This window comes from Agrobacterium sp. LEGMi-208b (assembly GCF_059511785.1).
The window spans coordinates 737,695-761,088 of sequence record NZ_CM183445.1 but is presented as its reverse complement, the minus strand read 5'-3'; the positions used below and the strand labels follow the sequence as shown (position 1 = coordinate 761,088).

Genomic DNA, 23,394 nt, shown 5'->3' with positions numbered 1-23,394 from the left:
AAGAACATATAAGTCGTCAAGCCGACTTGGAGGTCGCCATTTCAGCGCGCATCCAGCTCGAATCCCCCCATGTCGAGAGCCAGATCATCAGGTCGGTGAGAAAGGCGATAATCGGCAGAAGAAGCCTGTAACCCAAGCCGCGTGCTGTCTGGTTTTTTTCGGCTTCCTGTAGATGCGCCAATTCCTGCTCCTGAATTGACGCGATAAGCTTGTGAAGCTCGGAATCTTTTGTTTGCAGGAAGGCCAATTGATCTTCCAGATGGCGGTGAACGGTGCTTTCAACGGCTTCGGTGCAAATCCATATCATGTTGCGTCCGCCGAGCGCGGTCAGAAAACCCAGCAGGAAACCTCCAAGGCTCCAAAACGCCATGACGCGACAAGGCTTTGCGTTTCTGGCTGGCATGGCTTCTTTGAACAGCCGGCAATGATCGATCTCATCCTCCCGCATCTCTTGAAGAGCGGGCACGATATCCGGAAACAGCCAGCGAGCCACCCATATCTGCGCTCCGTAGATACGAACAGCGCCAAACTCACCGGCGTGATTGACCTTGAGAATACGCCGAACGGTGAGAGCTGGATCGTCTTTACCGGAACGGCCGGACATTCGAAGCATTACCACAGCGCGTTCCAGTCCAACCGGATGTAGCAGGTTTCACCGCCGCTATGCGAGCAGTTGTCGTCGCCATTTATAAGTCGCTTCTTGTGCGCCGAAAAGGTCCGGCATGATGGAAGATGCGGGTCTGCGAGCTTCCGTCGATCACGAAACCAAATGCCCTGATTCCGTTCAATGGTTGGGAAGAAAAGAGGGTGGGAAAAAACCCTGCAGAATGAGCCAGTCGCCTAATAGAAGCGTAAGGATCGCGGCGAGAAGGATACCGCCCATGAAGGCGATGAGGCCAAGCGTGGCGTATGTCCACCGTCGCGTCTGGTAGAGATAGATGGCAAGACCGACCGGCGCGAGCATAATGGTCGCGACTTTGGCGGCAGAGCTACGCCTGGCATCCCGCTTTTCGGCATCCTCTATCTGCCACCAGGCAAACAGCGTGATGATCCCGATCATCTGCACCAGATCATTTGCGGTAAAGGAACTCGGAGGCCCGGCAGGCCAGATGGCGGCGTCTATGAGAAGACCAAGTGATATGAAGGCGAGCAGGCCGACATAAATCCAGTTACGTTTCGCCATGCACAGGTTCCGCTGAAAGATGCGCTATTGTCTGTGCCGCTATCGCTATCGATGAAATCATTGCCGTCAACTCCAAACTCTTATGGAATAACGGAAACGATTTTCGCGGGGCGTCTCCTTTCCTGGCGGAAACGCCCCGCGATCAGTGTTATCAGGCTGCGGCCACTTCCCGGTCATCGAGCGCATCGATGTCCTTGGCGTTGTTGTAGACGGCCTCATTGAGAATACCCTCGCGCTTGGCGACAAGGGTCGGCACCAGCGCCTGACCGGCAACGTTGACCGCCGTGCGGCCCATGTCGAGGATCGGATCGATGGCGAGCAACAGGCCCACACCTTCGAGTGGCAGTCCGAGCGTGGAGAGTGTCAGCGTCAGCATCACCACCGCACCCGTGAGGCCGGCCGTGGCGGCGGAACCGAGCACGGAGACGAAGACGATCAGCACATAGTCCTGAATGCCGAGCGGCACCTGGAAGAACTGCGCGATGAAGATCGCCGAAATCGCCGGATAGATGGCGGCGCAGCCGTCCATCTTGGTGGTGGCGCCGAGCGGCACAGAGAAGGCGGCATATTCGCGCGGCACGCCAAGGCTCTTTTCCGTCACGGTTTCGGTGACGGGCAGGGTGCCGATGGAGGAACGCGACACGAAGGCGAGCTGAATGGCCGGCCACGCACCCGCAAAGAACCGCGACGGCTTCAGGCCATGGGCGAGAAGCAGGGCCGGATAGACCACGAAGAGCACCAGCGCCAGACCGATATAAACGGCGGCCGCATACCAGCCGAGCTGCGACAGCGTCGTCCAGCCATATTGGTCGACGGCGCGGCCGAGCAGGCCGATGGTGCCGATGGGGGTGAGGCGGATGACCCACCACAGGATTTTGCGCACGATGGCAAGCAGCGACTGGTTGAAGGCAAGGAACGGTTCCGCCGCCTTGCCGGCCTTCAGGGCCGCGACGCCAAAGGCAATCGAGACGACGAGCAGCTGCAGAACGTTGAAGTTCAGCGAGGTGCTGGCCGCGCCATTGTTGATTTTGGTCGAGGCTTCGAGGCCGAACACATTGGCGGGAACCAGACCTTTAAGGAAATCCAGCCACGAACCGGTGGAGGATGGTGCTGCCGCTGCCGTATTGGCAATTGCCGTGTTGACGCCGGGCTGGATGACGAGACCCAGGACGATGCCGATGACGACGGCGATCAGCGCGGTGATGGCAAACCACAGAAGCGTCTGCCAGACAAGCTTTGCCGCATTGCTGAGGTTCTTCAGATTGGCGATGGAGGCGACGATGGCCGTGAAGATCAGCGGCGGCACGAGCGCGCGCAAAAGCTGCACGAAAATGCTGCCGATGGTCTGCAGCGTTACCGAAAGCCAGTTCGGGCTGCCGGCCGCATCGGGGCCGATGTTGCGCGCAAGCAGGCCGAGCAGCAGGCCGATGACCATGGCGATCAGAACCTGAAAGCCGAAATTGCGATAAAAGGGTTTAGGCCCGGAGGGGCCGGCGGACGTCGTTGCCTGTGACATGACATGTCTCTTTATTGTGCAAGAAAACGAGAATGTTGCACTTTTTACACGCATTCTCGAGGGAGATCGCCGAGGATACGCCGATTTCCTCAGCAATTAAGGGATGGACTTGCGTATTTGTTGCTTCGCCGGGGAATTATTCCCTTGATCGGTCGCGATGCGGAAAATTATTCCGCCCTCTCGTCATCGTAGCGCAGATCGCCATTGTCCTTTGTTTTCCTCGCCGCAAATCCGGTCTATGACATCATATGCAGGTGATTCCCTGCCAGAATTCGGGTGCAACGCTTTTTAGCCAATGCGATCTAACGGATATCCGCTTTCATGACTGTGCGTTTCGTCCGGCCTTTTTCGGTTGCAGCCTATCTTTCCCGTTATCTGGGTCTTGCGGCGCTGGCGCTTTTTCTCATCGCCGCCGGCATCCATCGTTTCGGGCCGCTGACGACGCCTGATCTCGTCGGCCTGCTCATCATCGCCGCCGGCATCGCGCTGGCGGCCGTGCTTCTGGCGCTGATCGGCCTTGAGCGGCTGTGGACCAGGGGCGCGCGCGGTGGCCTTTCGGCGCTTTCGGCGCTGCTTCTCTCGGCGCTGCCGCTCGGCGTCGTCGGTTACGGCGCTTTTCTTTATTGGCAGCAGCCGAAGATTTACGACATCTCCACCGATCTGGCCGATGTGCCGGAATGGCTGGTGACGCCCGTGGCCAATCAGCAATGGCTGACACGATCCGCGACCATTGCCAGGCAAGACCGCGACGCGCAGGCCGCAGCCTATGCCAGCCTCGCCGGCCGCCGTTATGAAGGCGCGATCGACCGCATCTATGCCGCCGCCAAAAAGATGGCCGCAGCCCAGAATATCCGCATCACCCATACGAAAGGTGTGATCGGGGCGGAAGATGTGCCCTCTGTCGGTGTTCCGGAGCAGGACAGGACACAGCCCGCCGAAGATGCGCCGGTGGAAGACCTGCCCTCCATCGTGCCCGTGCCCATGGCCCGCCCGGCTGAAGCGCCTTTGCCGACCTTCTTTAACGGCAGCGGCGTGGTGCTGATGCAGGGTGAGACACGCACGCGCATCTGGGGCCTGCGTTTCGATATCCTCATTCGCCTGAAGGAAGAGGCGGAAACCACCATCGTCGATGTCCGCGTCGCCTCCCGCTACGGCCCGCACGATCTCGGCATGGGTGCTGCGATTGCGGAGGCCTATCTCGATGCGCTGGATGCGGAAATGCAGGGGTTGAACGACAATTGAGGCCTTGACGCCAGAAGGCTGGGCGGCGGGCTCCGCTTCGGGGTGATTTGATCGCGACTTCGCCGCTTGTTTCTTCTCCCCGAGGGGGAGAAGGTGGCCCGAAGGGCCGGATGAGGGGGCAACCTCTCGGTCTATCGCTGACGTCGCCCCCTCATCCCGCTGCCGCGGACTTCTCCCCCTCGGGGGAGAAGAAACAAGCGGCAGACGCTCGCTCCGTCAACAGAAGAGCGATGTTCAGGTGACAGCAAGGCTTGAAATCCCGCGCCTCAAAAATCGCATCAGGCCGGAAAATATTCGCCCGAGAGCGAAGGCGCTCCATCCGTCCGCACCTCGCCCTTTTCGATCAGATCCTCGATATGCGCCAGCACGGAAAGTGCCGCCGCGCCGTGCAGGCGCTTGTCGGTGCTGGCGTAGATCACCTTCACCATGTCGGCGATCAGCCTGTCACCTTCGCGGATACGCTTCAGAACGGCCTTTTCCCGCATGCGGCGGTGGGCGCGCAAGCCCCGCATGAAGGCGGCGGGATCGGTGACCGGGCCGCCGTGGCCGGGCAGGAACAGCCGGTCGTCGCGGGTGAGCAGCCGCTCCAGCGAGGCCATGTAATCGCTCATCGCCCCATCCGGCGGCGCGACGATGGTGGTGGCCCACGCCATGACGTGATCGGCGGAAAAGACGATGCCGCTGCCATCAAGCGCGAAGGCGGCGTGATTGGCGGTGTGTCCGGGCGTATGCAGCGCGGTAAGCGCCCAGCCGTCGCCGGAAAGGCTCTGGCCGTCGCCAAGCGCGATATCGGGCACGAAAGCCGTGTCGGAGCTCTCGGCAAAGGGGTTCGTCTCGCCCGCATGCAATGGGCGCGCCGCGCGGTGCGGGCCTTCCGCCACCGTCAACGCCCCGGTCGCCTGCTTCAGCCGCCGGGCCAGCGGCGAATGATCGCGGTGGGTGTGGCTGACGAAGATATGCGTCACCTCGCGGCCCTCAAGCGCGGCCATCAGCGCCTGAAAATGTGCCTCATCCTCCGGGCCGGGATCGATCACCGCAACGGAGCGGTCGCCGACGATATAGGAGTTGGTGCCATGGAAGGTGAAGGCGGAGGGATTGTTGACGGTGATGCGCTGGATCAGCGGGGCGACAGGAACCGCCTCGCCATAGGCCGGCTGAAAATCGAGATCGAATGCCGGGTCCGCCATCGAGACCTCCTGAATAAATGCGATGCCGAAAGTGCCGGCGGTGTCCGCCGCACAATCGCCAAGCCCTATCATGACCACCCACGGCCGGGCACCCAAAAAGCTTGGATTTTGTGAAAAAATTGCTCGCCGGGTCATTGCCGCGTCGGGCAGGCTTTGATAATCAGGCGCGGTTCGGGCAGCGGCGTTTCGCTTTCACTGCCCTGTTGGGGCGTCGCCAAGCGGTAAGGCACCGGTTTTTGGTACCGGCATTCCCAGGTTCGAATCCTGGCGCCCCAGCCATTTTGTTTCACAAACAAATAATCTGCTGCTCCACGTTTGGAAAGTAAAGTGTATCGATGCGATATCCGCTCGCGAACCGTTTGTGAGGTGCCCATAGAGCGTGCTGGAATTTATCCATCATAGGATGCGCTAGCATCTTGCAAATTTGACGTGATTTGCCAAAGTGTATTCCCGCAATAAGTGCGGATGGGAGGACTGTAATGGCAAATGGTTATGAATTTGAGCTTAGCGATGGGCGAACACTGGCACTGGTCCCGAGTAATGATAAGGACTGCGCGATAAGTCACGGCGACGTGATGGTCACGCTTAGTCCAAGCACTGGTAAATTCACAGTTACAGCGCGCCCAGGCGTGAAGATATCCAACGTCGCCGCAGTTGTTAGGTTCGAGCGCAAGGAATTCAACTTGGAGAATATGGTGGCCGGTGACCCAGCCGCCAAAAGTGATTTCGAAATCATGCGGACATGCCACATCTGCAACGGGCGAGATTGTTGCGTAACGAATGCTTGTGGCAGTTGTGGTTGCGGATGGATTTGCGATTGAACAAGGGTTGCGTTTAACATGAATGCCGCGGGTGCTAATACGCGCGGCATTCATGTCGAAATCGCAACCAAGCCTTAAAGCGCGATATCCGGCACCTTCTTCACCGGTGCACCCGCTGGCGCCGCACCGGTACCCTTCAGCGCCTCAAGATCGATCTGCGGCGGGGTCGGCAGCTGCAGGTGCTCAGCGGTATAGGCCCATTCCTCACGCACCTTTTCCGGGTCGTCATTGAGCTTGGTACCGTAGCTCGGCACGATCTGGCGGATCTTGGCCTGCCATTCCGGCGTCGCCACCTTGTCCTTGAAGACCTTTTCCAAGACGCTGAGCATGATCGGTGCCGCAGTCGAGGCGCCCGGCGAAGCGCCGAGCAGGCCGGCGATGCTGCCATCCTTGGCGGCGACGACTTCGGTGCCGAGCCGCAGCACGCCGCCCTTTTCTTCGTCGCGCTTGATGATCTGCACACGCTGGCCGGCCTGCCACAGGCGCCATTCGCCCTGCTTGGCATTCGGGAAATATTCCTTCAGCGCAGCAAAGCGGTCGTCATCCGACATCATCAGCTGGCCGGCGAGATATTCCACCAGCGGATATTCATCGATGCCCACGCGCACCATCGGCCAGGCGTTGCTGGTCGTGACGGAGGAGACGAGATCGAAATAGGAGCCTTCCTTCAGGAACTTGGTGGAGAAGGTGGCGAAAGGCCCGAACAGGATGACACGCTTGCCACCCAGCACGCGGGTATCGAGATGCGGCACCGACATGGGCGGCGAGCCGACCGAGGCCTTGCCATAGGCCTTGGCCAGATGCTGCATCGTCACATCGGGGTTCTCGTTGATCAGGAACGAGCCGCCCACCGGGAAGCCGGCATAGTCATCGGCTTCGGGAATGCCGGACATCTGCAGCAGATGCAGCGCGCCGCCGCCGGCGCCGATGAATACGAATTTCGCATCCACCACCTGTTCGGCATCGGTCTTGGTGTTGGTGTAGGTCACGCGCCAGCTGCCATCGGTATTGCGCTGGATGTCGGAGACTTCGCTATTGACCTGCAGGTCGAAATTCTGGTCGCCCTGCAGATGCGATACGAATTGGCGGGTGATTTCGCCGAATTCCATGTCGGTGCCGAGCGGCGACCAGGTCGCGCCGATCTTCTGGGAAGGATCGCGGCCTTCCATCATCAGCGGCACCCACTTCTTGATCTGCTCGCGATCGGTGGAGAATTCCATGCCGGCGAAAAGCGGGCTGGTTTTGAGCGCCTGATAGCGCTTTTCCAGATAGGCGACGTTCTCGTCACCCCAGACGAAGCTCATATGCGGCGTGTGGTTGATGAAGGAGCGCGGGTTCTTCAAAACGCCATTGCGCACCTGCCATGCCCAGAACTGCCGGGAAATCTGGAAGGATTCATTGATGTTGACGGCTTGGCTGATCTTGATGTTGCCGTTGTCGTCTTCCGGCGTGTAGTTCAGTTCGGCAAGCGCCGAGTGGCCGGTACCGGCATTGTTCCAGCCGTTCGAGCTTTCAAGCGCCACGCCATCCAGCCGCTCCAGCATCTGCATGGACCAGGTGGGCTCCAGTTCGCGCAGCCACACACCGAGCGTCGCGCTCATGATGCCGCCACCGATCAAAAGCACGTCTACCTTCTTGGCGGCAGTATCAGCGAGAAGCGGAGAAGAGGGCAGCGCCGCTGCGGCAATTCCGGCGAGCGCACCGCCCAGAACCTGTCGACGGTTCATCGGAAGCGCGTGGGAAAGGGAGTTGTCCTGGGAGAGATCAGTGAGCTGGGATTTGTCTTGATCGATGGGAGTCACGGCCATACCTGATTCTTGTTTTGTGTTAAAAACATTCCTCCCACTCGCCCCGTTACAGCAAAGTGCAAACCGGCACAACCCGGACTCTTCCACTCCAGTTCAAGCAGTTTTGCAGGAATTTTGCAGGGACATATGGTCGCAACGGCCAATTTTGCGGTTTTGCCGATCGTCATTTTTGTGACGGCGAAGATTAGCCGGCGCTTTCAAACGGTTGAAAGGGTTCTGCGAACGGGATATCGCAAAAAGGCGGATATGACGCTGTTTCGGGAGCGTTACGGGTCGCAGGGTGCGGCTATAGGCAAAATTTTTTTCAGAAAAATGACAATAATCCCGAAAAAGTGAAAAGGCCCGCCGTTTCGGGCGGGCCCTGGGGCATTCGGTTTATGGCCGAAGATCAATCTGCGGCGAGGAATTCCGCGCAATAGCTCGGGCCGTTGATGCCGGGGCGGTCGGAGACCGTGCGCACGGCGGTAATCTTGTAATCGCTGGAAACGACGAGCTGCACCGTGCAGGAGAGCGAGGCGGTGCGGGCGGGCGATATCTGGCGCCCCTTCTTGCCGTCCTTGCCTTCTTCGAACTTGGCCGGAATGGTGGCCTTCCTGTAGCCGCCGCGCCAGTTATAGACGGTGGAGCTGCCGGTCTCCGTATCGCTCAGCGGCGGGCCGAATTTTGCGAAGAAAATACCTGCGGACTGGCCGACCCAGCGGGTCTCAACGGGGCTCTTCTGGGTAAAAGAGGGAGTGGAGCCGCCCGTGGAAGTGGTGCAGGCCGAGAGCGCAATGGCAAACGCTGCGAGCGTTACGCTGCGAGATAGCATGGTGAAATGTCCTTTGTGCCGTGTCCGGCTTCCCGCCGGTCATTCCGTTCCCCTAGCAGATTTGGCGGCTACGGGCAGGGGAGGTGTGCGGCCCGATGAAAATTTCCTGCCACAATTGCTTTTTTGTAACGTTTTGAGGCCTTCCGCCCGGTGCCGCAGGCGCTGGGCGGGGCTGTTTCAACAGATGGAAAAAACTTGTCATAAAAAATGCAATAAGCCGCTTGTCGAATGCCGGAGGCTGGTCTATAGAAGCGCCGCTGGTCACGGAGTGTAGCGCAGTCTGGTAGCGCACCACGTTCGGGACGTGGGGGTCGGAGGTTCGAATCCTCTCACTCCGACCAGCTTGAAGCCTGATCCCGGCGGCTTTTTTTCCAAAATTTCCGACACTTTCCCAGCTTCAGTCGTTGGGATCGATAGCGCTTGTCGCCGTCCGTGGTGGAAAAGCCATCATCACATTTTCACAATTTCTGGTTTATTCTCCCCGCGTGATATTTCAAGCCGCCAGTGAAAAAACCTTGATATTCGCTTCCATTGAATATTTTTAGATTAATAATATAAATTGCAATTGCTATTATCATCATTAAGTATATATCTTGCATTAAAGACTTTCCTTAGGTTATTTTGTATTTTTTGAGTTTTTAAACTTCTGTTTTCGGCCTGATTTTTTCATTATGCTATTTTTAGGGATCGGATATGAACCCATTGACCGCTATTGCCATTGCATTGGTTCCGGATTTGGTCCGCTTGATTGCGGGAGACAAGGCCGGGGCGTTTTCGGAAAAAGTTGCCGCGGTTGTTAAACAAGAGACCGCGACCGACGACGAAGGGGTGGCGCAAGCCAAGGTTGATGCCGACCCGCAGGTAAAAGCGCAATTGCAGAAGGCGCTTGTGGATGCCGCGTTGAGTGAGACCAAAGAGCAGAATCGCGCCGACGAGGTAAAGCGTGAAGTCGAATTTGAGGCGCTAAAGGAGCAATTCGCGGAAGCGGCCCGCGAACGCGAGCATGCGATGGTGCGGTTCCGCGAGGAATTGCAAAGCATCCAGAATGCACGGAGTTTCTATGCCGATCTTGCAAAGTCCGGCAATCCGGCGGCCTGGATCAATCCCTTGCTCTCGGTCGTCATCACGCTCGGATTTTTGGCGCTTGTCTATCTGCTGCTTTACGCTCCGGCCCAGGATGTCGAAAAGAATCAGGTCTTTAATATCGCTCTCGGCGCACTGGCAACCGCTTTCGCGACCGTCATCGGTTTTCACTTCGGTTCGTCTTCGGGCTCGAAGCAGAAGGACAATGTAAATGCGGCAATAATGGCCGAACAGGTCGCAAAGTTGGAAGAACAGCAAGGTGCCGCTGTTTCGAGAGATAAAGCAAGCGCGGGCGAAGCAGCCGAGCGCCGTGATGAAGTCGCCAAATCGATGGCCTCTGGTTCGGGTGATCTTTTCAACCAGAAAACCCCCGGAATTATGATGGATTTGATGAAGGATGTCGGGATCACTGATTTTCAGGCCGGCGGCATATTGGGCAATATCGGGCACGAATGTGCCGGATTTAAGCATTTCCAGGAGATCGGTATAAAGCCGCCAAAGGGCGGTTGGGGCTGGTGCCAATGGACCGGTGTGCGCCGTACCGCCTTTACGCAATGGATCGTGCAGCGGGGTTACGCCCCCGAATCCGACGAGGCCAATTACGGTTTTCTCGTGCATGAATTGAATGGCGATGAGCAAAGTGCTCTCGCGCATCTCAAAAAGACCCGGAGTCTGGAAGAGGCGACCAAAAGCTTCATGGAAAAGTTCGAGCGGCCCGGTGCTCCCCACCTCAATAGCCGTCTGGCCTGGGCAAAACGGGCGATGAAAGCTTACGGGGAGGGTGTGTAGAAATGCCTGGTTTTGTCACCGGTGTCGATATTTTCTTCAAGATCGCGCTCGCAGCGATCGCCGCTTATATCAGCTATCAGTTTGGAGCTTTCAAACAGCAGAACGAGGACATCAAGCTCGTTGTCGAGCTGGCTTTTGCTAAGGAGGACCGTACCGCGGCGGCAGGTGTCAGTCTGGCGACACACTATTTTGCGCAGAAACGCATCCCCGAAGAGTTTTATAAGTCGATATTTGAGTCCATCGGTACAAACGGCAATAAGGCTCTTGTGCTGGCGGCCAGCAGCAGCGCCAATGGGATTGTCCAGACTAACCCGGAAGTCGCCCAGCAGGTCGCAACAGCTTCGAATGCTCTTCCCGCCCGAGTATTTTTTCAGATCAGCCGCGAGGTGGATCGGGCAAAAGCCAGGACGATAGAAGAGGCGCTGGAGGCGCGGGCGGTAGCGCCAAGCCCGCAGGCTGTTTTCGTGCCCGGCATCGAGTTCGTGAACACGCCAATACGTCAAACCGAGGTCAGGTGTTTTAAAAAGGAAGAGTGTGAAGCTCTGGGTAATGGATTGGTTGAATTCCTGAAAGAAAATGCCATTCCGGCAAAATTGAAAGATATGAGCGGCACTTACGGAAATTCAAAAAAAATTCTTCCCAATACTTTTGAAGTGTGGTTCTCCCCGCTCTCTTGAATTTTTGGCAAAGTCTTTCATTTTCATTCGAAGCGCTGGCGCTCTTAACCAGGCATCATGATGTTAAAATCGATGTTTGTTTGCGCGCGAGCACTGGGCTTTTATACGAGGTGACCTGAAATCCTCGCTTTGCGGAGGGGAACGCAACTGCCCCTCAGCCGTTATCTATCCATAACAACGATGGAGGATAACATGCTGAAGGGTATTGCGTTGTGGGCTATGGGCGTTCCGATCTTCGTGATCATTCTGCTTTATATGTTCGTGTTCTAAGTCGTCTCTGACGACAGGCCCAAACAAAAAAGGCGACCACATCGTGGTCGCCTTTTGTCGTTCATGCCGGCATTTTCAGTCGAGATCGCCGATGAGCCGCGAGGCTGTCGCAGCATCCGTCCGGCGGATGTCGATCTCGTCGCGATGCTTGGCAAGCAGTTCCCCGGCCAGCAGCTTTTCCGCAAGAGCGGCGGGCAGGGAGAGGATGACGCGGTCGCCCTGTTCCTCTGTCGCACCCGTGCTGCGCTTGGCCGATATCATGCCGCCCGCCACCGTATTGTTGGTGTCGGGGTCGATCAGGATGAAGGAACCGGTCGCGCGGTTCTGTTCATAGGGATCGAAGATCGCCGTCTCGTCGAAAGAGAGGCGCACCTTGCCGATGGCGTTCATCGGCAGCGATGTCTCATGCGCCTGCCATTCGCCTTCCTTCAGGTTGAGCTGGCTGACGGGCTGGACGCTGACGCGCTGGCGGCGGCTGCCGCTTTTGAGCCAGTAGCGCTTGCCGGCCTCGATGCCGCCCGGCTGCAGGGCGACGATCTGCGCGTCAAAAGCAAGTCCCGTGAGCGGCTGCGCCTCGATGGAGACGATCATGTCGCCGCGCGAGACATCCACCTGACGGTCGAGTACGAGGGTGACGGCATCACCCGCCACGGCGGCATTGCGCACCAGATCGAAGGTGACGATCTGCTTGACATTGGCGACCATGCCGGACGGCAAAACCACGACGCTGTCGCCCGGCTTTACCGAACCGCCGGCAACCGTGCCCTGATAACCGCGGAAGCTTTCACCCGGCCGCGAGACACGCTGCACCGGCAGACGGAAGCCGCCGGACTGCGTGGAGCGGACGGTGGCGAGCTCCAGCGTCTCCACCAGTGTCGGGCCTTCATACCAGGGCATGGAGGCCTTGCCTGACAGCACGACGTTTTCACCCTTCAGTGCCGACATCGGAATGGCGGTGATCTGCTTGATGCCGAGATCGGAGGCGAAATCGCGGAACTCGTGGGCGATCAGTTCAAAACCGGCCTTGTCGTAATTCGTCAGGTCGATCTTGTTCACCGCCAGCACGAATTGCCGGATGCCCATCAGCGCGGCGATGGTGGCGTGGCGGCGGGTCTGCTCGAGAATGCCGGTGCGCGCATCGACCAGCAGCACGGCGAGATCGGCCGTGGAAGCGCCGGTCGCCATGTTGCGGGTATATTGCTCATGGCCGGGCGTATCAGCGACGATGAAGGCGCGCCGGTCGGTGGCGAAATAACGATAGGCGACATCGATGGTGATGCCCTGTTCGCGCTCCGCCTGAAGACCGTCCAGCAGCAGCGCGAAATCGGGCAGGCCGAGATCGTTCTGCTTGCCGCTGTCGCGATGCAGGGTGGCGGCCTGGTCTTCCTTGACGGCCTTGGTGTCCCAGAGAAGACGGCCGATCAGGGTCGATTTGCCGTCATCGACGCTGCCGCAGGTGATGAGGCGGAGCGGACGTGTGTCGCGCGCCACCTTCGAATGTTCCGCAAAGGGCAGAATGGTGGCGGAAGAGGATGGGGTGTTGGCGGCGGCAGCGCTCATCAGAAATACCCCTCGCGCTTCTTTTTCTCCATGGAGCCGGACTGGTCGCGGTCAATCGCGCGGCCCTGCCGTTCGGAAACGGTGGCGATTTCCAGCTCGGCGATGACGTCCTGAAGCGTCGCCGCCTCGGAACGGATGGCGCCGGTCAGCGGGAAGCAGCCGAGCGTGCGGAAGCGGATCGAGCCGTGCTTGATCTCTTCGCCGGGCAACAGTTCCAGCCGCTCGTCTTCGGCAAGGATCATCATGCCGTCACGCTCGATATAGGGGCGCTCGGCCGCATAATAGAGCGGCACCAGCGGAATGTTTTCCGCCTCGATGTAACGCCAGATGTCGACCTCGGTCCAGTTGGAGAGCGGGAAGGCGCGCACGCTTTCGCCCTTGCGGACCATGCCGTTATAGATGTTCCACAGTTCCGGGCGCTGGTTGCGCGGGTCCCATTTATGATCAGGCGTGCGGAAGGAATAGATGCGTTCCTTGGCGCGGCTCGCCTCCTCATCACGGCGTGCGCCGCCGAAGGCCGCATCGAACTGGCCGGCGTCGAGCGCCTGGCGCAGCGCTTCGGTCTTCATGATGTCGGTGTAAAGCGCCGAACCGTGGGTGAAGGGCGTGACGTTTTCGCTCGCACCGCGCGGGTTGGTGTAGGAAATCAGGTCGAGATCGTATTCCTTGACGATATTGTCGCGGAACTCGATCATTTCCTTGAACTTCCAGCCGGTATTGACATGCAGCAGCGGGAAGGGAATGCGGCCGGGGAAAAACGCCTTGCGCGCCAGGTGCAGCAGCACGGACGAATCCTTGCCGATGGAATAGAGCATCACGGGCTTGTCGAATTCGGCGGCGACTTCGCGGAAGATGTGAATGGCTTCGTTTTCAAGCGCCTTCAGATGGGGATCGAGCGGCGGCTTGGATGCGACAGTATTCTTGCTGTCCGTCTCGTGGACTGCGTTGGACATTGTGAACTCCGGGAATGTACTGAATGATTATCGTTGCGGGATGGCAGAAACGGCGGATGTCTGCTCCGCACCGGCGACGTGAAGACCGCATTCGCGCTTCTCGTCGTTTTCCCACCACCATCGTCCGGCGCGCTCAGGCTCGCCGGGCTTGATGGCGCGCGTACACGGCTCGCAGCCGATGGAGGGGTAACCGCGCTGATGCAACGGATTGACGGGAATGTTCTCTTGGGCGACATGCGCCCGGATGAGGTCGATATCCCAGTCAGCCAGGGGATTGATCTTGATGAGATTGCGCTCCGCATCGAACTCGGCGAACGGCGTCGTGGCGCGATTGCCCGACTGGCCGCGGCGGAGCCCGGTGATCCAGAAAGCTGCACCCTCCAGCGCCTTGCCGAGCGGGATCAGCTTTCTGACATGACAGCAGGCGTGACGGGCTTCGACACTCTCGTAAAAACCGTTCAGGCCGTATTTTGCGGCATAGGCGTCGATATCGTCCTGCTCCGGGCGGAAGCGGCGAATTTCAATGCCGAAACGGTCTTCGGTTTCATCGATGAGATCGACGGTTTCCTTGAACAGCCGGCCGGTCTCCAGCGTCACGACGTCGATCGGCAGGCGATGTGTGCCGATGGCGGCGGTGATGACCTGATCCTCGATGCCGAGGCTGGTGGTGAAGACCGCCCGCCCGCCAAGGCCGGCGACAAACGAAAGCCGACCCGCCAGATCGAGCCCGGCAAGCGTGGCGTCGAGGGAAGCGGCATCGGCAGGGGCATTTGCTGAATTGATCGTCATTGTCACGTCCGGGATTTCCATGGCCGATTATTGTTGAAATCCGGCTATCGGAACAGAAATGACAGTCTTTGTGCGCTGCGCTTGAGAGCAAAAATGCCTCTCGCGCGCGTAGTATGAGCAAAAGATACCCGTTCACCATCTTCGCAGCTTGGATTTGAATTGTGACAACTTCTGCGTTAAGCCGGAATTGCCGGGTTCCCGGGCTTGTGGTCTACTGGTTTTACGATGATTTCGCAGAAGGCAAAATACGCGCTGAGGGCGCTTCTTTCGCTGGCAAAGGCCGACGGCGGCTGTCCTGTGCAGATTTCCGACATTGCCCGCGAACAGGCCATTCCGAAAAAATTTCTGGAGCAGATCCTTCTCGAAATGAAGAAGGAACGGATTGTCGAAAGCCGGCGTGGCAAACAGGGCGGTTATCTTCTGGCGCGCCCGGCTTCGGACATCACTTTCGGCGAGGTGCTGCGCCTCATCGACGGGCCGCTCGCGCCCTTGCCCTGCCTGTCGCAGACCGCCTATCGCCGCTGCGAGGATTGTGACGGCGAGAAGCAGTGCGAGATCCGCCACGTCTTTGCCCGCGTGGCCGATGCGACGCGCAACATTCTTTTCAACACGACTATTGCCGATGCGGTGGCGGGGGTGGACGTGCCCGAGCTTTTGACGGCCTGACCAACCGGCGGTAATTGGCTTGCGCCAACCTCTCCCCCCTCATTCCTGTGCTTGTCACAGGAATCCAGTCAGCCCAAGTCCTTGGGCTGGTAGGGCTCTCTCGCCGCGCAGACGCGCGTCTGCTGGATTCCTGTGACGAGCACAGGAATGAGGGCGGGGGCGGTGCTGCGGACATTCCAAACGAAAAAATCGTCTAAAACCCCATAATATTTTTTGTCATCGAGGCAAAAAATCGGCAAAAATGTGAAACGCTTTTGCATTCAGCAAAGTTTTACACGACGCTTGTTGCGCCTTTCGCTTATGCTGCGCTGTATTTGTTGCCCGGGAAAACGCTCTCGGGAAACACTTTTTCGATCGTATTCGGCCTCATTGACCAACTCTACTCAACCGGTAGAGTTAAGCCATCGCAATCAGGAGGGAATACCGATGTCCAAGCTTCTGTCCGGTTTGAGCGTTGTCGCGCTTGGCCTTTCACTGGCACTTGGCGGCGCTGGCTCGGCCGCCGCGCAGACCAAGCTGCTTAACGTGTCCTACGATCCGACCCGTGAGCTCTACAAGGATTTCAACGAGGCCTTCGCCAAGAAGTGGAAGGCCGATACCGGTGAAGATGTCACGATCCAGCAGTCGCATGGCGGTTCCGGCAAGCAGGCGCGTTCGGTCATCGACGGTCTGGAAGCGGATGTGGTCACGCTCGCATTGCAGAGCGATATCGACGCCATCGTCCAGAATTCCGGCAAGATCAACAAGGACTGGCGCACCCGTCTGCCGCACAATTCCTCGCCTTACACCTCCACCATCGTTTTCCTGGTGCGCAAGGGCAACCCGAAGGGCATCCATAACTGGGGCGATCTGGTGAAGGGCGACGTGCAGATCGTGACGCCGAACCCGAAGACCTCCGGCGGTGCCCGCTGGAACTATCTTGCCGCCTGGGCCTGGGCGAATGAAGAGTTCAAGGGCGATCAGGACAAGATCAAGGCTTATGTCGGCGAGCTTTACAAGCGCGCCCCGGTTCTCGACACCGGCGCCCGTGGCTCCACGGTGACTTTCGCACAGCGCCAGATCGGCGACGTGCTGCTGGCCTGGGAAAACGAAGCCTATCTGGCCGGCCAGGAATTTGGCGCTGACGCCTTCGATATCGTCGTGCCGCCGATCTCGATCCTCGCCGAACCGCCGGTCGCCGTGGTGGACGCCAATGTCGACGCCAAGGGCACCCGCAAGGCAGCGGAAGCCTATCTGCAATATCTCTATTCCGACGAGGGCCAGAATATTGCGGCAAAGCACTTCTACCGCCCGTCCAACCCGGCCGTGGTTTCCAAGGATCTGCTCAAGCAGCTGCCTGACATCAAGCTCGTCACCATTGACGACCCGCAGTTTGGCGGCTGGGCCAAGGCGCAGCCTGAACATTTTGGTGACGGCGGCATCTTCGACCAGATTTACAAGCCCTCGAAGTAAGCGGATGATGGGCTGAAAAGAGATCGCCCGCGTCCGCACGGACAACAGAAAACAAAAACCGATCGACCGGACACCGTGCCGGTCGATCCTTTATAATAAACGCCGGGGAACACCGGCTCCCAGAGAGCATTTCCAGGAAAAGCGGACCCCGGTTTCCTGTCCGGAAATGCGCCAAACTAAAGATTATCCGGAGCCTTGATGAGCAATAATATATCCGGAAACAGGTGGAAATGGCGGCAGTCGAGCGTCATACCGGGCTTCGGCCTGACGCTTGGTTACACAGTGACCTATCTGTTTCTCATCATTCTTATTCCGCTGGGCGGCCTCATCTGGTCCACGGCGAAACTGGGTTTTTCAGATTTTATCGCGATTGCCACGGATAGCCGCACGCTGAATGCGCTGCGCGTCAGCTTCGGCACCGCCTTCATCGCCGCTCTGGTCAACGCCGTTTTCGGCGTCATCGTCGCCTGGGTGCTGACACGGTATCGTTTCCCCGGTCGCCGCTTCGTCGATGCCATCGTCGATCTGCCCTTTGCCCTGCCGACGGCGGTGGCCGGTATCGCGCTCACCACGCTTTACGCCAATCGCGGCTGGGTCGGCTCGCTGTTCGAACCCTTCGGTATCAAGATCGCGTTCACGCCGACCGGCATCGTCATCGCGCTGATCTTCATCGGCCTGCCCTTTGTGGTGCGCACGGTGCAGCCGGTCATGGAAGAGATCGACCGGCAGGTGGAAGAAGTGGCGGCGACGCTCGGCGCCAACCGTTTCCAGACCATCACCCGCGTTCTGCTGCCGAGCCTGACGCCCGCGATCCTCACGGGTTTCGCGCTCGCCTTCGCACGCGGTGTCGGGGAATATGGCTCGGTCATCTTCATCGCCGGCAATATTCCGTATGTCTCGGAAATCGCACCGCTCCTCATCGTCATCCGGCTGGAGGAGTTCAACTATGCGGCCGCGACCGGCATCGCCACCATCATGCTGATCATCTCGTTTGCCATGTTGTTCCTCATCAATCTCATTCAGGCCTGGAGCCGCAAGAGGTACGGTTATGTCTGAAACCGCTTCCCGCACCTCGCCCCGACCGTTTCGCGATCCCGCCAGCGAAAGCCTGCCTGCGCGGCTGGCGCTGATCGCCGTCGCCTTCCTGTTCCTTGCGGCCTTCCTCGTGTTGCCGCTGGTCTCGGTGTTCTTCGAAGCTTTCCGCAAGGGCGCAGACGCCTTCTGGGAGGCAATCGTTGAACCCGATGCGCTCTCCGCCATCCGCCTCACGCTGCTCGTCGCCGCCATTTCCGTGCCGCTCAACCTCATCTTCGGGGTCGCAGCCGCCTGGGCGATCGCGAAATTCGAGTTCAAGGGCAAGGCCTTCCTGATCACGCTCATCGACCTGCCGTTCTCGATCTCGCCGGTCATTTCGGGCCTGGTCTATGTCATCCTGTTCTCATCCCACAGCGTGCTCGGGCCATGGCTGAAGAGTTACGGCATCGAAATCCTCTTCGCGGTACCGGGCATCGTGCTCGCCACCATCTTCGTCACCTTTCCTTTCGTCGCGCGTGAATTGATCCCGCTGATGCAGGATCAGGGCAATGGCGACGAGGAGGCGGCGATTTCGCTTGGTGCTTCCGGCTGGCAGACCTTCTGGTATGTCACACTGCCCAATATCAAATGGGGCCTACTTTACGGCGTGCTGCTCTGCAACGCCCGCGCCATGGGCGAGTTCGGCGCCGTCTCTGTGGTGTCAGGCCATATTCGCGGCGAGACCAACACCATGCCGCTGCATGTGGAAATCCTCTATAATGAGTACAATATCGGCGCGGCCTTCGCGGTGGCGACGCTGCTCGCAGGTCTGGCGCTCGTGACGCTCGTTCTCAAAACCATTCTCGAACTACGCTTTGGCGCGGGCAACGCAGCCGGCAAGCATTGAAAGGCATCTTCATGGAAGTGAAAGTTTCCGGCATCACCAAGCAGTTCGACCGCTTTCCGGCGCTGAACGACGTGTCGCTCGACATTCGTTCCGGCGAGCTGATCGCACTGCTCGGTCCTTCCGGTTCCGGCAAGACGACGCTGCTGCGTCTGATCGCCGGTCTCGAACAGCCAACGCAGGGCCAGATTTTCTTCGGCAACGAGGATGCCTCGCACCGCACGGTGCAGGAGCGCAATGTCGGTTTCGTGTTCCAGCACTACGCTTTGTTCCGTCACATGACGGTGGCCGACAATATCGCCTTCGGCCTGAAGGTGCGCCCCGCCGGCAAACGGCCGCCAAAGGCGGAAATCCGCAGGCGCGTGTCCGAACTTCTCGACATGGTGCATCTCTCCGGTCTTGAAAAGCGCTATCCGACCCAGCTTTCCGGCGGCCAGCGCCAGCGCGTGGCGCTTGCCCGCGCCGTCGCCATCGAGCCGAAAGTGCTGCTGCTCGACGAACCCTTCGGCGCGCTCGATGCCAAGGTGCGCAAGGAGCTGCGCCGCTGGCTGCGCGAATTCCACGACCGCACCGGCCACACCACCGTCTTCGTTACCCACGATCAGGAAGAGGCGCTGGAACTGGCCGACCGGGTCGTCGTCATGAGCCAGGGCAAGATCGAGCAGGTCGGCACGGCGGACGATGTCTACGACACGCCGAACTCCCCCTTCGTTTTCTCCTTCATCGGCGAATCCTCCAGCCTGCCGGTGACGATCCGCGACGGCCATGTGCTGTTCCAGGGCGAAAGCATCGGCATTGATGAAAGCGGTTCTGGTGAGGGCGAACTTTTCTTCCGTCCCGAGGACGTGGTGTTGACCCAGGAGAAAGACGCGCTTTACGGCAAGGTCACCACCTGTCGCCGCCTCGCGGGCACCCGCATCGCCGAAATCGACATCGCCAATAACGGCCATGAACCCTATCATCTCGAAATTGAGGTGCCGCTCAACGCCGCCGTTTCCGTGGGCGCGGAACTGCGGTTCAGGCCGACGCGGTGGAAGGTTTTTGGGAAAAAGTGAGACAGGTTGCGGCGGTGGCAGCCGCCCGCCCATTGCTGTTCATAGCTTGCCGTCATTCCGGGCTTGAGCCGGAATCCAGCCAGCCCAAGTCCTTGGGCTGAAAGGAGTCCTCTTGTCGCGCAGACGCGCGACAGCTGGATGCCGGATCATCCTCGGGCTTGTTCCGGGGACCGGCATAACGGAAGAGAGGTGTCGCGAGCAACACAAGACGCTGAATTTACAGCGCTAGCATATCTCACACCCTCATTCCTGTGCTTGTCACAGGAATCCAGCCGACGCGCGTCTGCGCGGCGAAAAGACTCCTTCCAGCCCAAAGACTTGGTCTGGCTGGATCTCTGTGACAAGCACAGAGATGAGGGAGGAGGGTGAGGCACACAGATGAGGGAGAAGCTACACGGAGATGAGCCAAGCATACGTACCCGCCCATAAATCCAGAAATGGAAAAGGGCCGCCAAAGCGACCCTTCCATGAGTTTGGTCCTGTTTACAGACCCGGGACTGTTTCTCAACGTTCCGAAGGTAAGGCTGTTTACGCCGAGGGCTGCCCCGTCGCAAAACCACCCTTTCCATTGCCTGCACCAGAGACCGAAATCTCACTAGACATTGGATCACCTCCTTCCGATACGTTGAACATAATTAGAAGGTAGTACGATTCGTCAGTAATGCAAGAGGGATTACTTTTAGCGGGCACGGCCGTCACGCCACCCGCATCACGATCTTGCCGATATGATTGCTGCTTTCCATCAGCCGATGGGCCTCCACGACCTCATCCAGCGTGAAGACCCGGTTGATAACCGGTGCGAGCTGACCGCTTTCGATCAGCGGCCAGACCTGTTCGACAAGATCGTCGCGGATGGCGCGTTTTTCGTCCGCCGTGCGGGGGCGCATGGTGGAGCCGGTGACGGTGAGGCGTTTGACCATGATGGGGGTGAGGTTGACCTTCTCGGCCACGGCTCCGCCCAGAAAGGCGATGATGGACAGGCAACCGTCCTTGGCGAGTGCCGCAAGGTTCTTTTCGAAATAGGCCGCACCGATCATGTCGAGAACGACATCCACACCCTTGCCGCCGGTTTCGGCCTTGATGACGGTGGCGAAATCCTCCTCGCGGTAATTGATCGCGCGCTTGGCGCCGAGCTTCACGCAGGCCTCGCATTTTTCCGCTGAGCCCGCCGTGGCATAGACTTCCGCGCCAAAGGCTTTGGCAAGCTGGATCGCCGTCGTGCCGATGCCGCTGGTGCCGCCGTGGATGAGCACGCTTTCGCCTTCGGTGAGGCCCGCCATCTGGAAGAGATTGGCCCAGACGGTGAAGAAGGTTTCCGGCAAAGCGGCGGCTTTGACGGCGTCGTATCCCTTGGGGAAGGGCAGCGCCTGCCCGGCCGGTACGGTGCAATATTGCGCATAACCGCCGCCATTGGCGAGTGCGCAGACCTTGTCGCCCAATTTGAAGTCATCCACGCCTTCGCCCAGCGCAACCACCTCGCCGGCGATTTCGAGGCCGAGGATCGGGCTTGCATCCCTTGGCGGCGGATAGGTGCCCTGCCGCTGCGCGACATCGGGGCGGTTGACCCCCGCCGCCTCGACCTTCACCAGAATCTCGCCTTTCGCGGGCTTCGGCAAAGGCGCTTGTGAAAGGCGCATCACCTCCGGACCGCCATGCGAGGGAAGGTCGATGAAGCGCATTTGTTCGGGCTGGATCTTGGTGTCGGGCATGGTCAGGGGCAACTCCTCACGTGTCGGCGTCGCCTGAAGATGTAGGTCAGATGCGCCGCTTAGGGAAGGAGGCCGTTTGTCACTGGTGTCAATTTGTCTCGCCGAAGACCCGCACGACGAGACCGCCTTCATTTTCCTTCGCGGCCGCCTTCACACCGGCGATCTCGCTGCCGATCCGCTCGGGATTGGCGATGATCAGCCCCTTCGGCAGGGTGAGGACACCGATGGAGCAGCGCAGCAGCGCGAAGTCCCGCTCATTGCCGTGGCGGTCCTGGCCTTTCATGCATCCGGCGGCGCGGTCCTCATCCGAATAGAGTTCGGCGACATCGTCGTGAAAATCGCTGAGCAGCCGCTCGAGGATTTCCGTCAGTTCTTCCACCGTCCAGTCGCGTACGCCGATGAAGAAATCGTCGCCACCGATATGGCCGAGGAAGCAGTCACCGGCAAAGAAATAACGGCGCATCAGCGCCGAAAACAGGGTGATGGCGTGATCGCCGGCGTTGAAGCCGTATTTGTCGTTGAAGGGTTTGAAATTATCGAAGTCGCAATAGCAGAAGAAACGCGTCTCATCGCCATCGCTGCAGCGGTCGGCAATGAAGCCGCCAATCGCGCGGTTGCCGGGCAGCGCCGTCAGCGGGTTCTGGTCCTGCGCCATCTTGAGCTGTTTTTCATTGATGACCTTGATCAGCGAAGCGGCCGAGACGATGCCGGCGTAACGCATGTTTTCGGTCAGGATGATGCAGGCGCTGCCACCCATGCTGGCGAACATGTTCATCAGCTGGTCGGCATCCGCATCGAGACCGACAATCGGGGCGGGATCGACGAAATGGGCAATGGTGCGCTCATAGATCTTGTTCTTGAGCAGATCGCGGCCGAAGGGCCGGTAGATATATTCCTTGAGATGATATTCGTTGATGACGCCGCGCGGCTCGCCATTGGCGTTGAGAACCGGGAAAAACGCCTGCTGCGGATTTCGGCGGAAGAGTTCGAAGACGCTGTCGACGCTGTCATGCTCGAAGACGGTGGGAAGGCGCTCTATTTCCCGGCGGATGAGAATTTCATCCAGCGTCTGGCTGCTGCGCCGCGCCACGCCGATGCGGTTAATGTGGGGAAAGCTCTCCGGCAATTCGCTGGTGAAGACCGTGGGCCTCGCGATCAGCCAGCCCTGCACCAGATCGACGCCGAATTCGCGGCAGGTCAGGAATTCCGCTTCCGTTTCGATGCCTTCCGCAATGACCCGCACACCGAGAACATGGGCGATGTTGACGATGTTGCGTACAAGATGCTGCTTGCGCGGCAATTGGTCGACGCCGGTGATGAAATGCCGGTCGATCTTCAGGTAATCCAGCGGGAAATCGCAGAGCAGCTTCATTTCGCCGTGACCGGCGCCGAAATCGTCGATCGCGAGCTTGAAACCTTCCTTGCGCATGCGGGCGATCAGCGCCGTGAATTCCGGCACGCTGGTATTGTCGAAACGTTCGGAAAGTTCAAAGCAGATGGAAGAGGCCGGAATGCCCGCCCGCGCCAGATGGCCGACGAGTTTGTCGAGAATGGCGTCGCCATGCGGGATCAGCCGCACATCCAGATTGAGGAAAAGCGTGGCGGAGGAAAAGTCGGGCAGGGTGGAGAATTTCGCCAGCGCCCGGCTCGCCAGCATCTGCTCGAAGGCCTTCAACTCGCCATCCGCGGCAGCCTGGTCGAGAAGCGCCAGCGGATTGGAGAAACCGAGCCGGTCATGGCCGCGCATCAGCGATTCATAACCGAAGATCGTGCCCGTCGTCGCCTCGACAATCGGCTGAAACGCCGTTTCGAGCACAAGCTTCGCCATGGGAAACATGTGCCCGGAGGCAAAACGCCTGACGACATCGTTCTCCAGGGTGACGGCCTGCATTTCTGTTCTCCGCT

The 23,394-nt window shown here is 59.1% G+C and carries 21 protein-coding genes and 2 tRNA genes; 12 read left to right on the top strand and 11 right to left on the bottom strand.

Annotated features, from left to right (window positions below; genetic code table 11):
- Positions 1-16: 16 nt before the first annotated feature.
- The 3 genes from AC5YUO_RS03835 to AC5YUO_RS03825 form a co-directional block, all read right to left on the bottom strand.
- On the bottom strand, positions 17-613 hold the full coding sequence (locus AC5YUO_RS03835) for a demethoxyubiquinone hydroxylase family protein (RefSeq protein WP_496154317.1): 597 nt from the start codon (positions 611-613) through the stop codon (positions 17-19).
- A gap of 171 nt (positions 614-784) precedes the next feature.
- Positions 785-1,183, bottom strand: a complete 399-nt coding sequence (locus AC5YUO_RS03830; RefSeq protein ID WP_496154316.1) for a hypothetical protein — start codon at positions 1,181-1,183, stop codon at positions 785-787.
- A gap of 151 nt (positions 1,184-1,334) precedes the next feature.
- The gene (locus tag AC5YUO_RS03825; protein WP_496154315.1) at positions 1,335-2,699 is read right to left on the bottom strand and encodes a dicarboxylate/amino acid:cation symporter; all 1,365 of its coding nucleotides are present in this window, start codon (positions 2,697-2,699) and stop codon (positions 1,335-1,337) included.
- Positions 2,700-3,020: 321 nt separating this feature from the next.
- Between AC5YUO_RS03825 and AC5YUO_RS03820 the strand changes: the two genes are divergently transcribed.
- Entirely contained in the window at positions 3,021-3,941 is a 921-nt protein-coding gene (locus tag AC5YUO_RS03820; protein WP_496154314.1) for a DUF1499 domain-containing protein, read from the top strand.
- A 278-nt stretch (positions 3,942-4,219) separates the two neighbouring features.
- On the opposite strand, the gene AC5YUO_RS03815 is transcribed toward AC5YUO_RS03820, so the two are convergent.
- Positions 4,220-5,128: an MBL fold metallo-hydrolase gene (locus tag AC5YUO_RS03815; RefSeq protein ID WP_496154313.1), complete on the bottom strand. Its 909-nt coding sequence runs from the start codon at positions 5,126-5,128 to the stop codon at positions 4,220-4,222.
- Between the two features lie 204 nt (positions 5,129-5,332).
- Between AC5YUO_RS03815 and AC5YUO_RS03810 the strand changes: the two genes are divergently transcribed.
- Together AC5YUO_RS03810 and AC5YUO_RS03805 are read left to right on the top strand one after the other, a co-directional pair.
- Positions 5,333-5,407: transfer RNA gene (locus AC5YUO_RS03810), tRNA-Gln, on the top strand.
- A gap of 200 nt (positions 5,408-5,607) precedes the next feature.
- Positions 5,608-5,949 carry a hypothetical protein gene (locus tag AC5YUO_RS03805; RefSeq protein WP_496154312.1) on the top strand — a complete coding sequence of 114 codons (342 nt, stop codon included), beginning with the start codon at positions 5,608-5,610 and terminating at the stop codon, positions 5,947-5,949.
- A gap of 74 nt (positions 5,950-6,023) precedes the next feature.
- On the opposite strand, the gene mqo is transcribed toward AC5YUO_RS03805, so the two are convergent.
- Positions 6,024-7,757, bottom strand: a complete 1,734-nt coding sequence (mqo, locus tag AC5YUO_RS03800) for a malate dehydrogenase (quinone) (protein WP_496154311.1) — start codon at positions 7,755-7,757, stop codon at positions 6,024-6,026.
- 126 nt (positions 7,758-7,883) lie between these two features.
- On the opposite strand from mqo, the gene AC5YUO_RS03795 reads away from it, so the two are divergent.
- Positions 7,884-8,093, top strand: coding sequence for a hypothetical protein (locus AC5YUO_RS03795; RefSeq protein WP_400820156.1), 210 nt, complete (start codon positions 7,884-7,886; stop codon positions 8,091-8,093).
- A 52-nt stretch (positions 8,094-8,145) separates the two neighbouring features.
- Here AC5YUO_RS03795 and AC5YUO_RS03790 read toward each other — a convergent pair whose 3' ends face one another.
- A complete protein-coding gene (locus AC5YUO_RS03790) occupies positions 8,146-8,568 on the bottom strand; it encodes a hypothetical protein (RefSeq protein ID WP_400820154.1) in 423 nt (140 codons plus the stop codon).
- 264 nt (positions 8,569-8,832) lie between these two features.
- Between AC5YUO_RS03790 and AC5YUO_RS03785 the strand changes: the two genes are divergently transcribed.
- From AC5YUO_RS03785 to AC5YUO_RS03775, 3 genes are all read left to right on the top strand, one after another.
- Positions 8,833-8,909: transfer RNA gene (locus AC5YUO_RS03785), tRNA-Pro, on the top strand.
- Between the two features lie 352 nt (positions 8,910-9,261).
- Positions 9,262-10,440, top strand: coding sequence for a phage tail tip lysozyme (locus AC5YUO_RS03780; RefSeq protein ID WP_496154310.1), 1,179 nt, complete (start codon positions 9,262-9,264; stop codon positions 10,438-10,440).
- Positions 10,441-10,442: 2 nt separating this feature from the next.
- Positions 10,443-11,117, top strand: a complete 675-nt coding sequence (locus tag AC5YUO_RS03775; RefSeq protein ID WP_496154309.1) for a hypothetical protein — start codon at positions 10,443-10,445, stop codon at positions 11,115-11,117.
- A gap of 345 nt (positions 11,118-11,462) precedes the next feature.
- On the opposite strand, the gene cysN is transcribed toward AC5YUO_RS03775, so the two are convergent.
- The 3 genes from cysN to AC5YUO_RS03760 are packed head-to-tail and all read right to left on the bottom strand — an operon-like array spanning position 11,463 to position 14,710.
- The gene (gene cysN / locus AC5YUO_RS03770) at positions 11,463-12,947 is read right to left on the bottom strand and encodes a sulfate adenylyltransferase subunit CysN (RefSeq protein ID WP_496154308.1); all 1,485 of its coding nucleotides are present in this window, start codon (positions 12,945-12,947) and stop codon (positions 11,463-11,465) included.
- Positions 12,947-13,900, bottom strand: a complete 954-nt coding sequence (gene cysD / locus AC5YUO_RS03765) for a sulfate adenylyltransferase subunit CysD (RefSeq protein WP_496154307.1) — start codon at positions 13,898-13,900, stop codon at positions 12,947-12,949. The genes cysN and cysD overlap by 1 nt, the downstream gene beginning before the upstream one ends.
- Positions 13,901-13,927: 27 nt before the next feature.
- A complete protein-coding gene (locus AC5YUO_RS03760) occupies positions 13,928-14,710 on the bottom strand; it encodes a phosphoadenylyl-sulfate reductase (protein ID WP_496154306.1) in 783 nt (260 codons plus the stop codon).
- Between the two features lie 204 nt (positions 14,711-14,914).
- On the opposite strand from AC5YUO_RS03760, the gene AC5YUO_RS03755 reads away from it, so the two are divergent.
- The 5 genes from AC5YUO_RS03755 to AC5YUO_RS03735 all read left to right on the top strand — a co-directional run bounded on the left by AC5YUO_RS03755 (position 14,915) and on the right by AC5YUO_RS03735 (position 19,780).
- Positions 14,915-15,355, top strand: coding sequence for an RrF2 family transcriptional regulator (locus tag AC5YUO_RS03755; RefSeq protein WP_496154305.1), 441 nt, complete (start codon positions 14,915-14,917; stop codon positions 15,353-15,355).
- Between the two features lie 426 nt (positions 15,356-15,781).
- On the top strand, positions 15,782-16,807 hold the full coding sequence (locus AC5YUO_RS03750) for a sulfate ABC transporter substrate-binding protein (protein WP_496154304.1): 1,026 nt from the start codon (positions 15,782-15,784) through the stop codon (positions 16,805-16,807).
- 198 nt (positions 16,808-17,005) lie between these two features.
- Positions 17,006-17,863 carry a sulfate ABC transporter permease subunit CysT gene (gene cysT / locus AC5YUO_RS03745; protein ID WP_496154303.1) on the top strand — a complete coding sequence of 286 codons (858 nt, stop codon included), beginning with the start codon at positions 17,006-17,008 and terminating at the stop codon, positions 17,861-17,863.
- The gene (cysW, locus tag AC5YUO_RS03740) at positions 17,856-18,728 is read left to right on the top strand and encodes a sulfate ABC transporter permease subunit CysW (protein WP_496154302.1); all 873 of its coding nucleotides are present in this window, start codon (positions 17,856-17,858) and stop codon (positions 18,726-18,728) included. Before cysT ends, cysW begins: the two co-directional genes overlap by 8 nt.
- Before the next feature lie 11 nt (positions 18,729-18,739).
- Positions 18,740-19,780 (top strand): sulfate/molybdate ABC transporter ATP-binding protein, encoded by a 1,041-nt coding sequence (locus AC5YUO_RS03735; protein ID WP_496154301.1) that lies wholly within the window; start codon positions 18,740-18,742, stop codon positions 19,778-19,780.
- 695 nt (positions 19,781-20,475) lie between these two features.
- Here AC5YUO_RS03735 and AC5YUO_RS03730 read toward each other — a convergent pair.
- A complete protein-coding gene (locus tag AC5YUO_RS03730; RefSeq protein WP_496154300.1) occupies positions 20,476-21,489 on the bottom strand; it encodes an NAD(P)H-quinone oxidoreductase in 1,014 nt (337 codons plus the stop codon).
- 88 nt (positions 21,490-21,577) lie between these two features.
- Positions 21,578-23,380, bottom strand: a complete 1,803-nt coding sequence (locus AC5YUO_RS03725) for a GGDEF domain-containing protein (protein ID WP_400820127.1) — start codon at positions 23,378-23,380, stop codon at positions 21,578-21,580.
- Positions 23,381-23,394 lie beyond the last annotated feature (14 nt).

Coding starts and splice junctions, on each gene's coding strand:
- AC5YUO_RS03835 (WP_496154317.1), bottom strand. CDS start 613: ATGCTTCGAATGTCCGGCCGTTCCGGTAAAGACGATCCAGCTCTCACC.
- AC5YUO_RS03830 (WP_496154316.1), bottom strand. CDS start 1,183: ATGGCGAAACGTAACTGGATTTATGTCGGCCTGCTCGCCTTCATATCA.
- AC5YUO_RS03825 (WP_496154315.1), bottom strand. CDS start 2,699: ATGTCACAGGCAACGACGTCCGCCGGCCCCTCCGGGCCTAAACCCTTT.
- AC5YUO_RS03820 (WP_496154314.1), top strand. CDS start 3,021: ATGACTGTGCGTTTCGTCCGGCCTTTTTCGGTTGCAGCCTATCTTTCC.
- AC5YUO_RS03815 (WP_496154313.1), bottom strand. CDS start 5,128: ATGGCGGACCCGGCATTCGATCTCGATTTTCAGCCGGCCTATGGCGAG.
- AC5YUO_RS03805 (WP_496154312.1), top strand. CDS start 5,608: ATGGCAAATGGTTATGAATTTGAGCTTAGCGATGGGCGAACACTGGCA.
- mqo (WP_496154311.1), bottom strand. CDS start 7,757: ATGGCCGTGACTCCCATCGATCAAGACAAATCCCAGCTCACTGATCTC.
- AC5YUO_RS03795 (WP_400820156.1), top strand. CDS start 7,884: ATGGTCGCAACGGCCAATTTTGCGGTTTTGCCGATCGTCATTTTTGTG.
- AC5YUO_RS03790 (WP_400820154.1), bottom strand. CDS start 8,568: ATGCTATCTCGCAGCGTAACGCTCGCAGCGTTTGCCATTGCGCTCTCG.
- AC5YUO_RS03780 (WP_496154310.1), top strand. CDS start 9,262: ATGAACCCATTGACCGCTATTGCCATTGCATTGGTTCCGGATTTGGTC.
- AC5YUO_RS03775 (WP_496154309.1), top strand. CDS start 10,443: ATGCCTGGTTTTGTCACCGGTGTCGATATTTTCTTCAAGATCGCGCTC.
- cysN (WP_496154308.1), bottom strand. CDS start 12,947: ATGAGCGCTGCCGCCGCCAACACCCCATCCTCTTCCGCCACCATTCTG.
- cysD (WP_496154307.1), bottom strand. CDS start 13,900: ATGTCCAACGCAGTCCACGAGACGGACAGCAAGAATACTGTCGCATCC.
- AC5YUO_RS03760 (WP_496154306.1), bottom strand. CDS start 14,710: ATGGAAATCCCGGACGTGACAATGACGATCAATTCAGCAAATGCCCCT.
- AC5YUO_RS03755 (WP_496154305.1), top strand. CDS start 14,915: ATGATTTCGCAGAAGGCAAAATACGCGCTGAGGGCGCTTCTTTCGCTG.
- AC5YUO_RS03750 (WP_496154304.1), top strand. CDS start 15,782: ATGTCCAAGCTTCTGTCCGGTTTGAGCGTTGTCGCGCTTGGCCTTTCA.
- cysT (WP_496154303.1), top strand. CDS start 17,006: ATGAGCAATAATATATCCGGAAACAGGTGGAAATGGCGGCAGTCGAGC.
- cysW (WP_496154302.1), top strand. CDS start 17,856: ATGTCTGAAACCGCTTCCCGCACCTCGCCCCGACCGTTTCGCGATCCC.
- AC5YUO_RS03735 (WP_496154301.1), top strand. CDS start 18,740: ATGGAAGTGAAAGTTTCCGGCATCACCAAGCAGTTCGACCGCTTTCCG.
- AC5YUO_RS03730 (WP_496154300.1), bottom strand. CDS start 21,489: ATGCCCGACACCAAGATCCAGCCCGAACAAATGCGCTTCATCGACCTT.
- AC5YUO_RS03725 (WP_400820127.1), bottom strand. CDS start 23,380: ATGCAGGCCGTCACCCTGGAGAACGATGTCGTCAGGCGTTTTGCCTCC.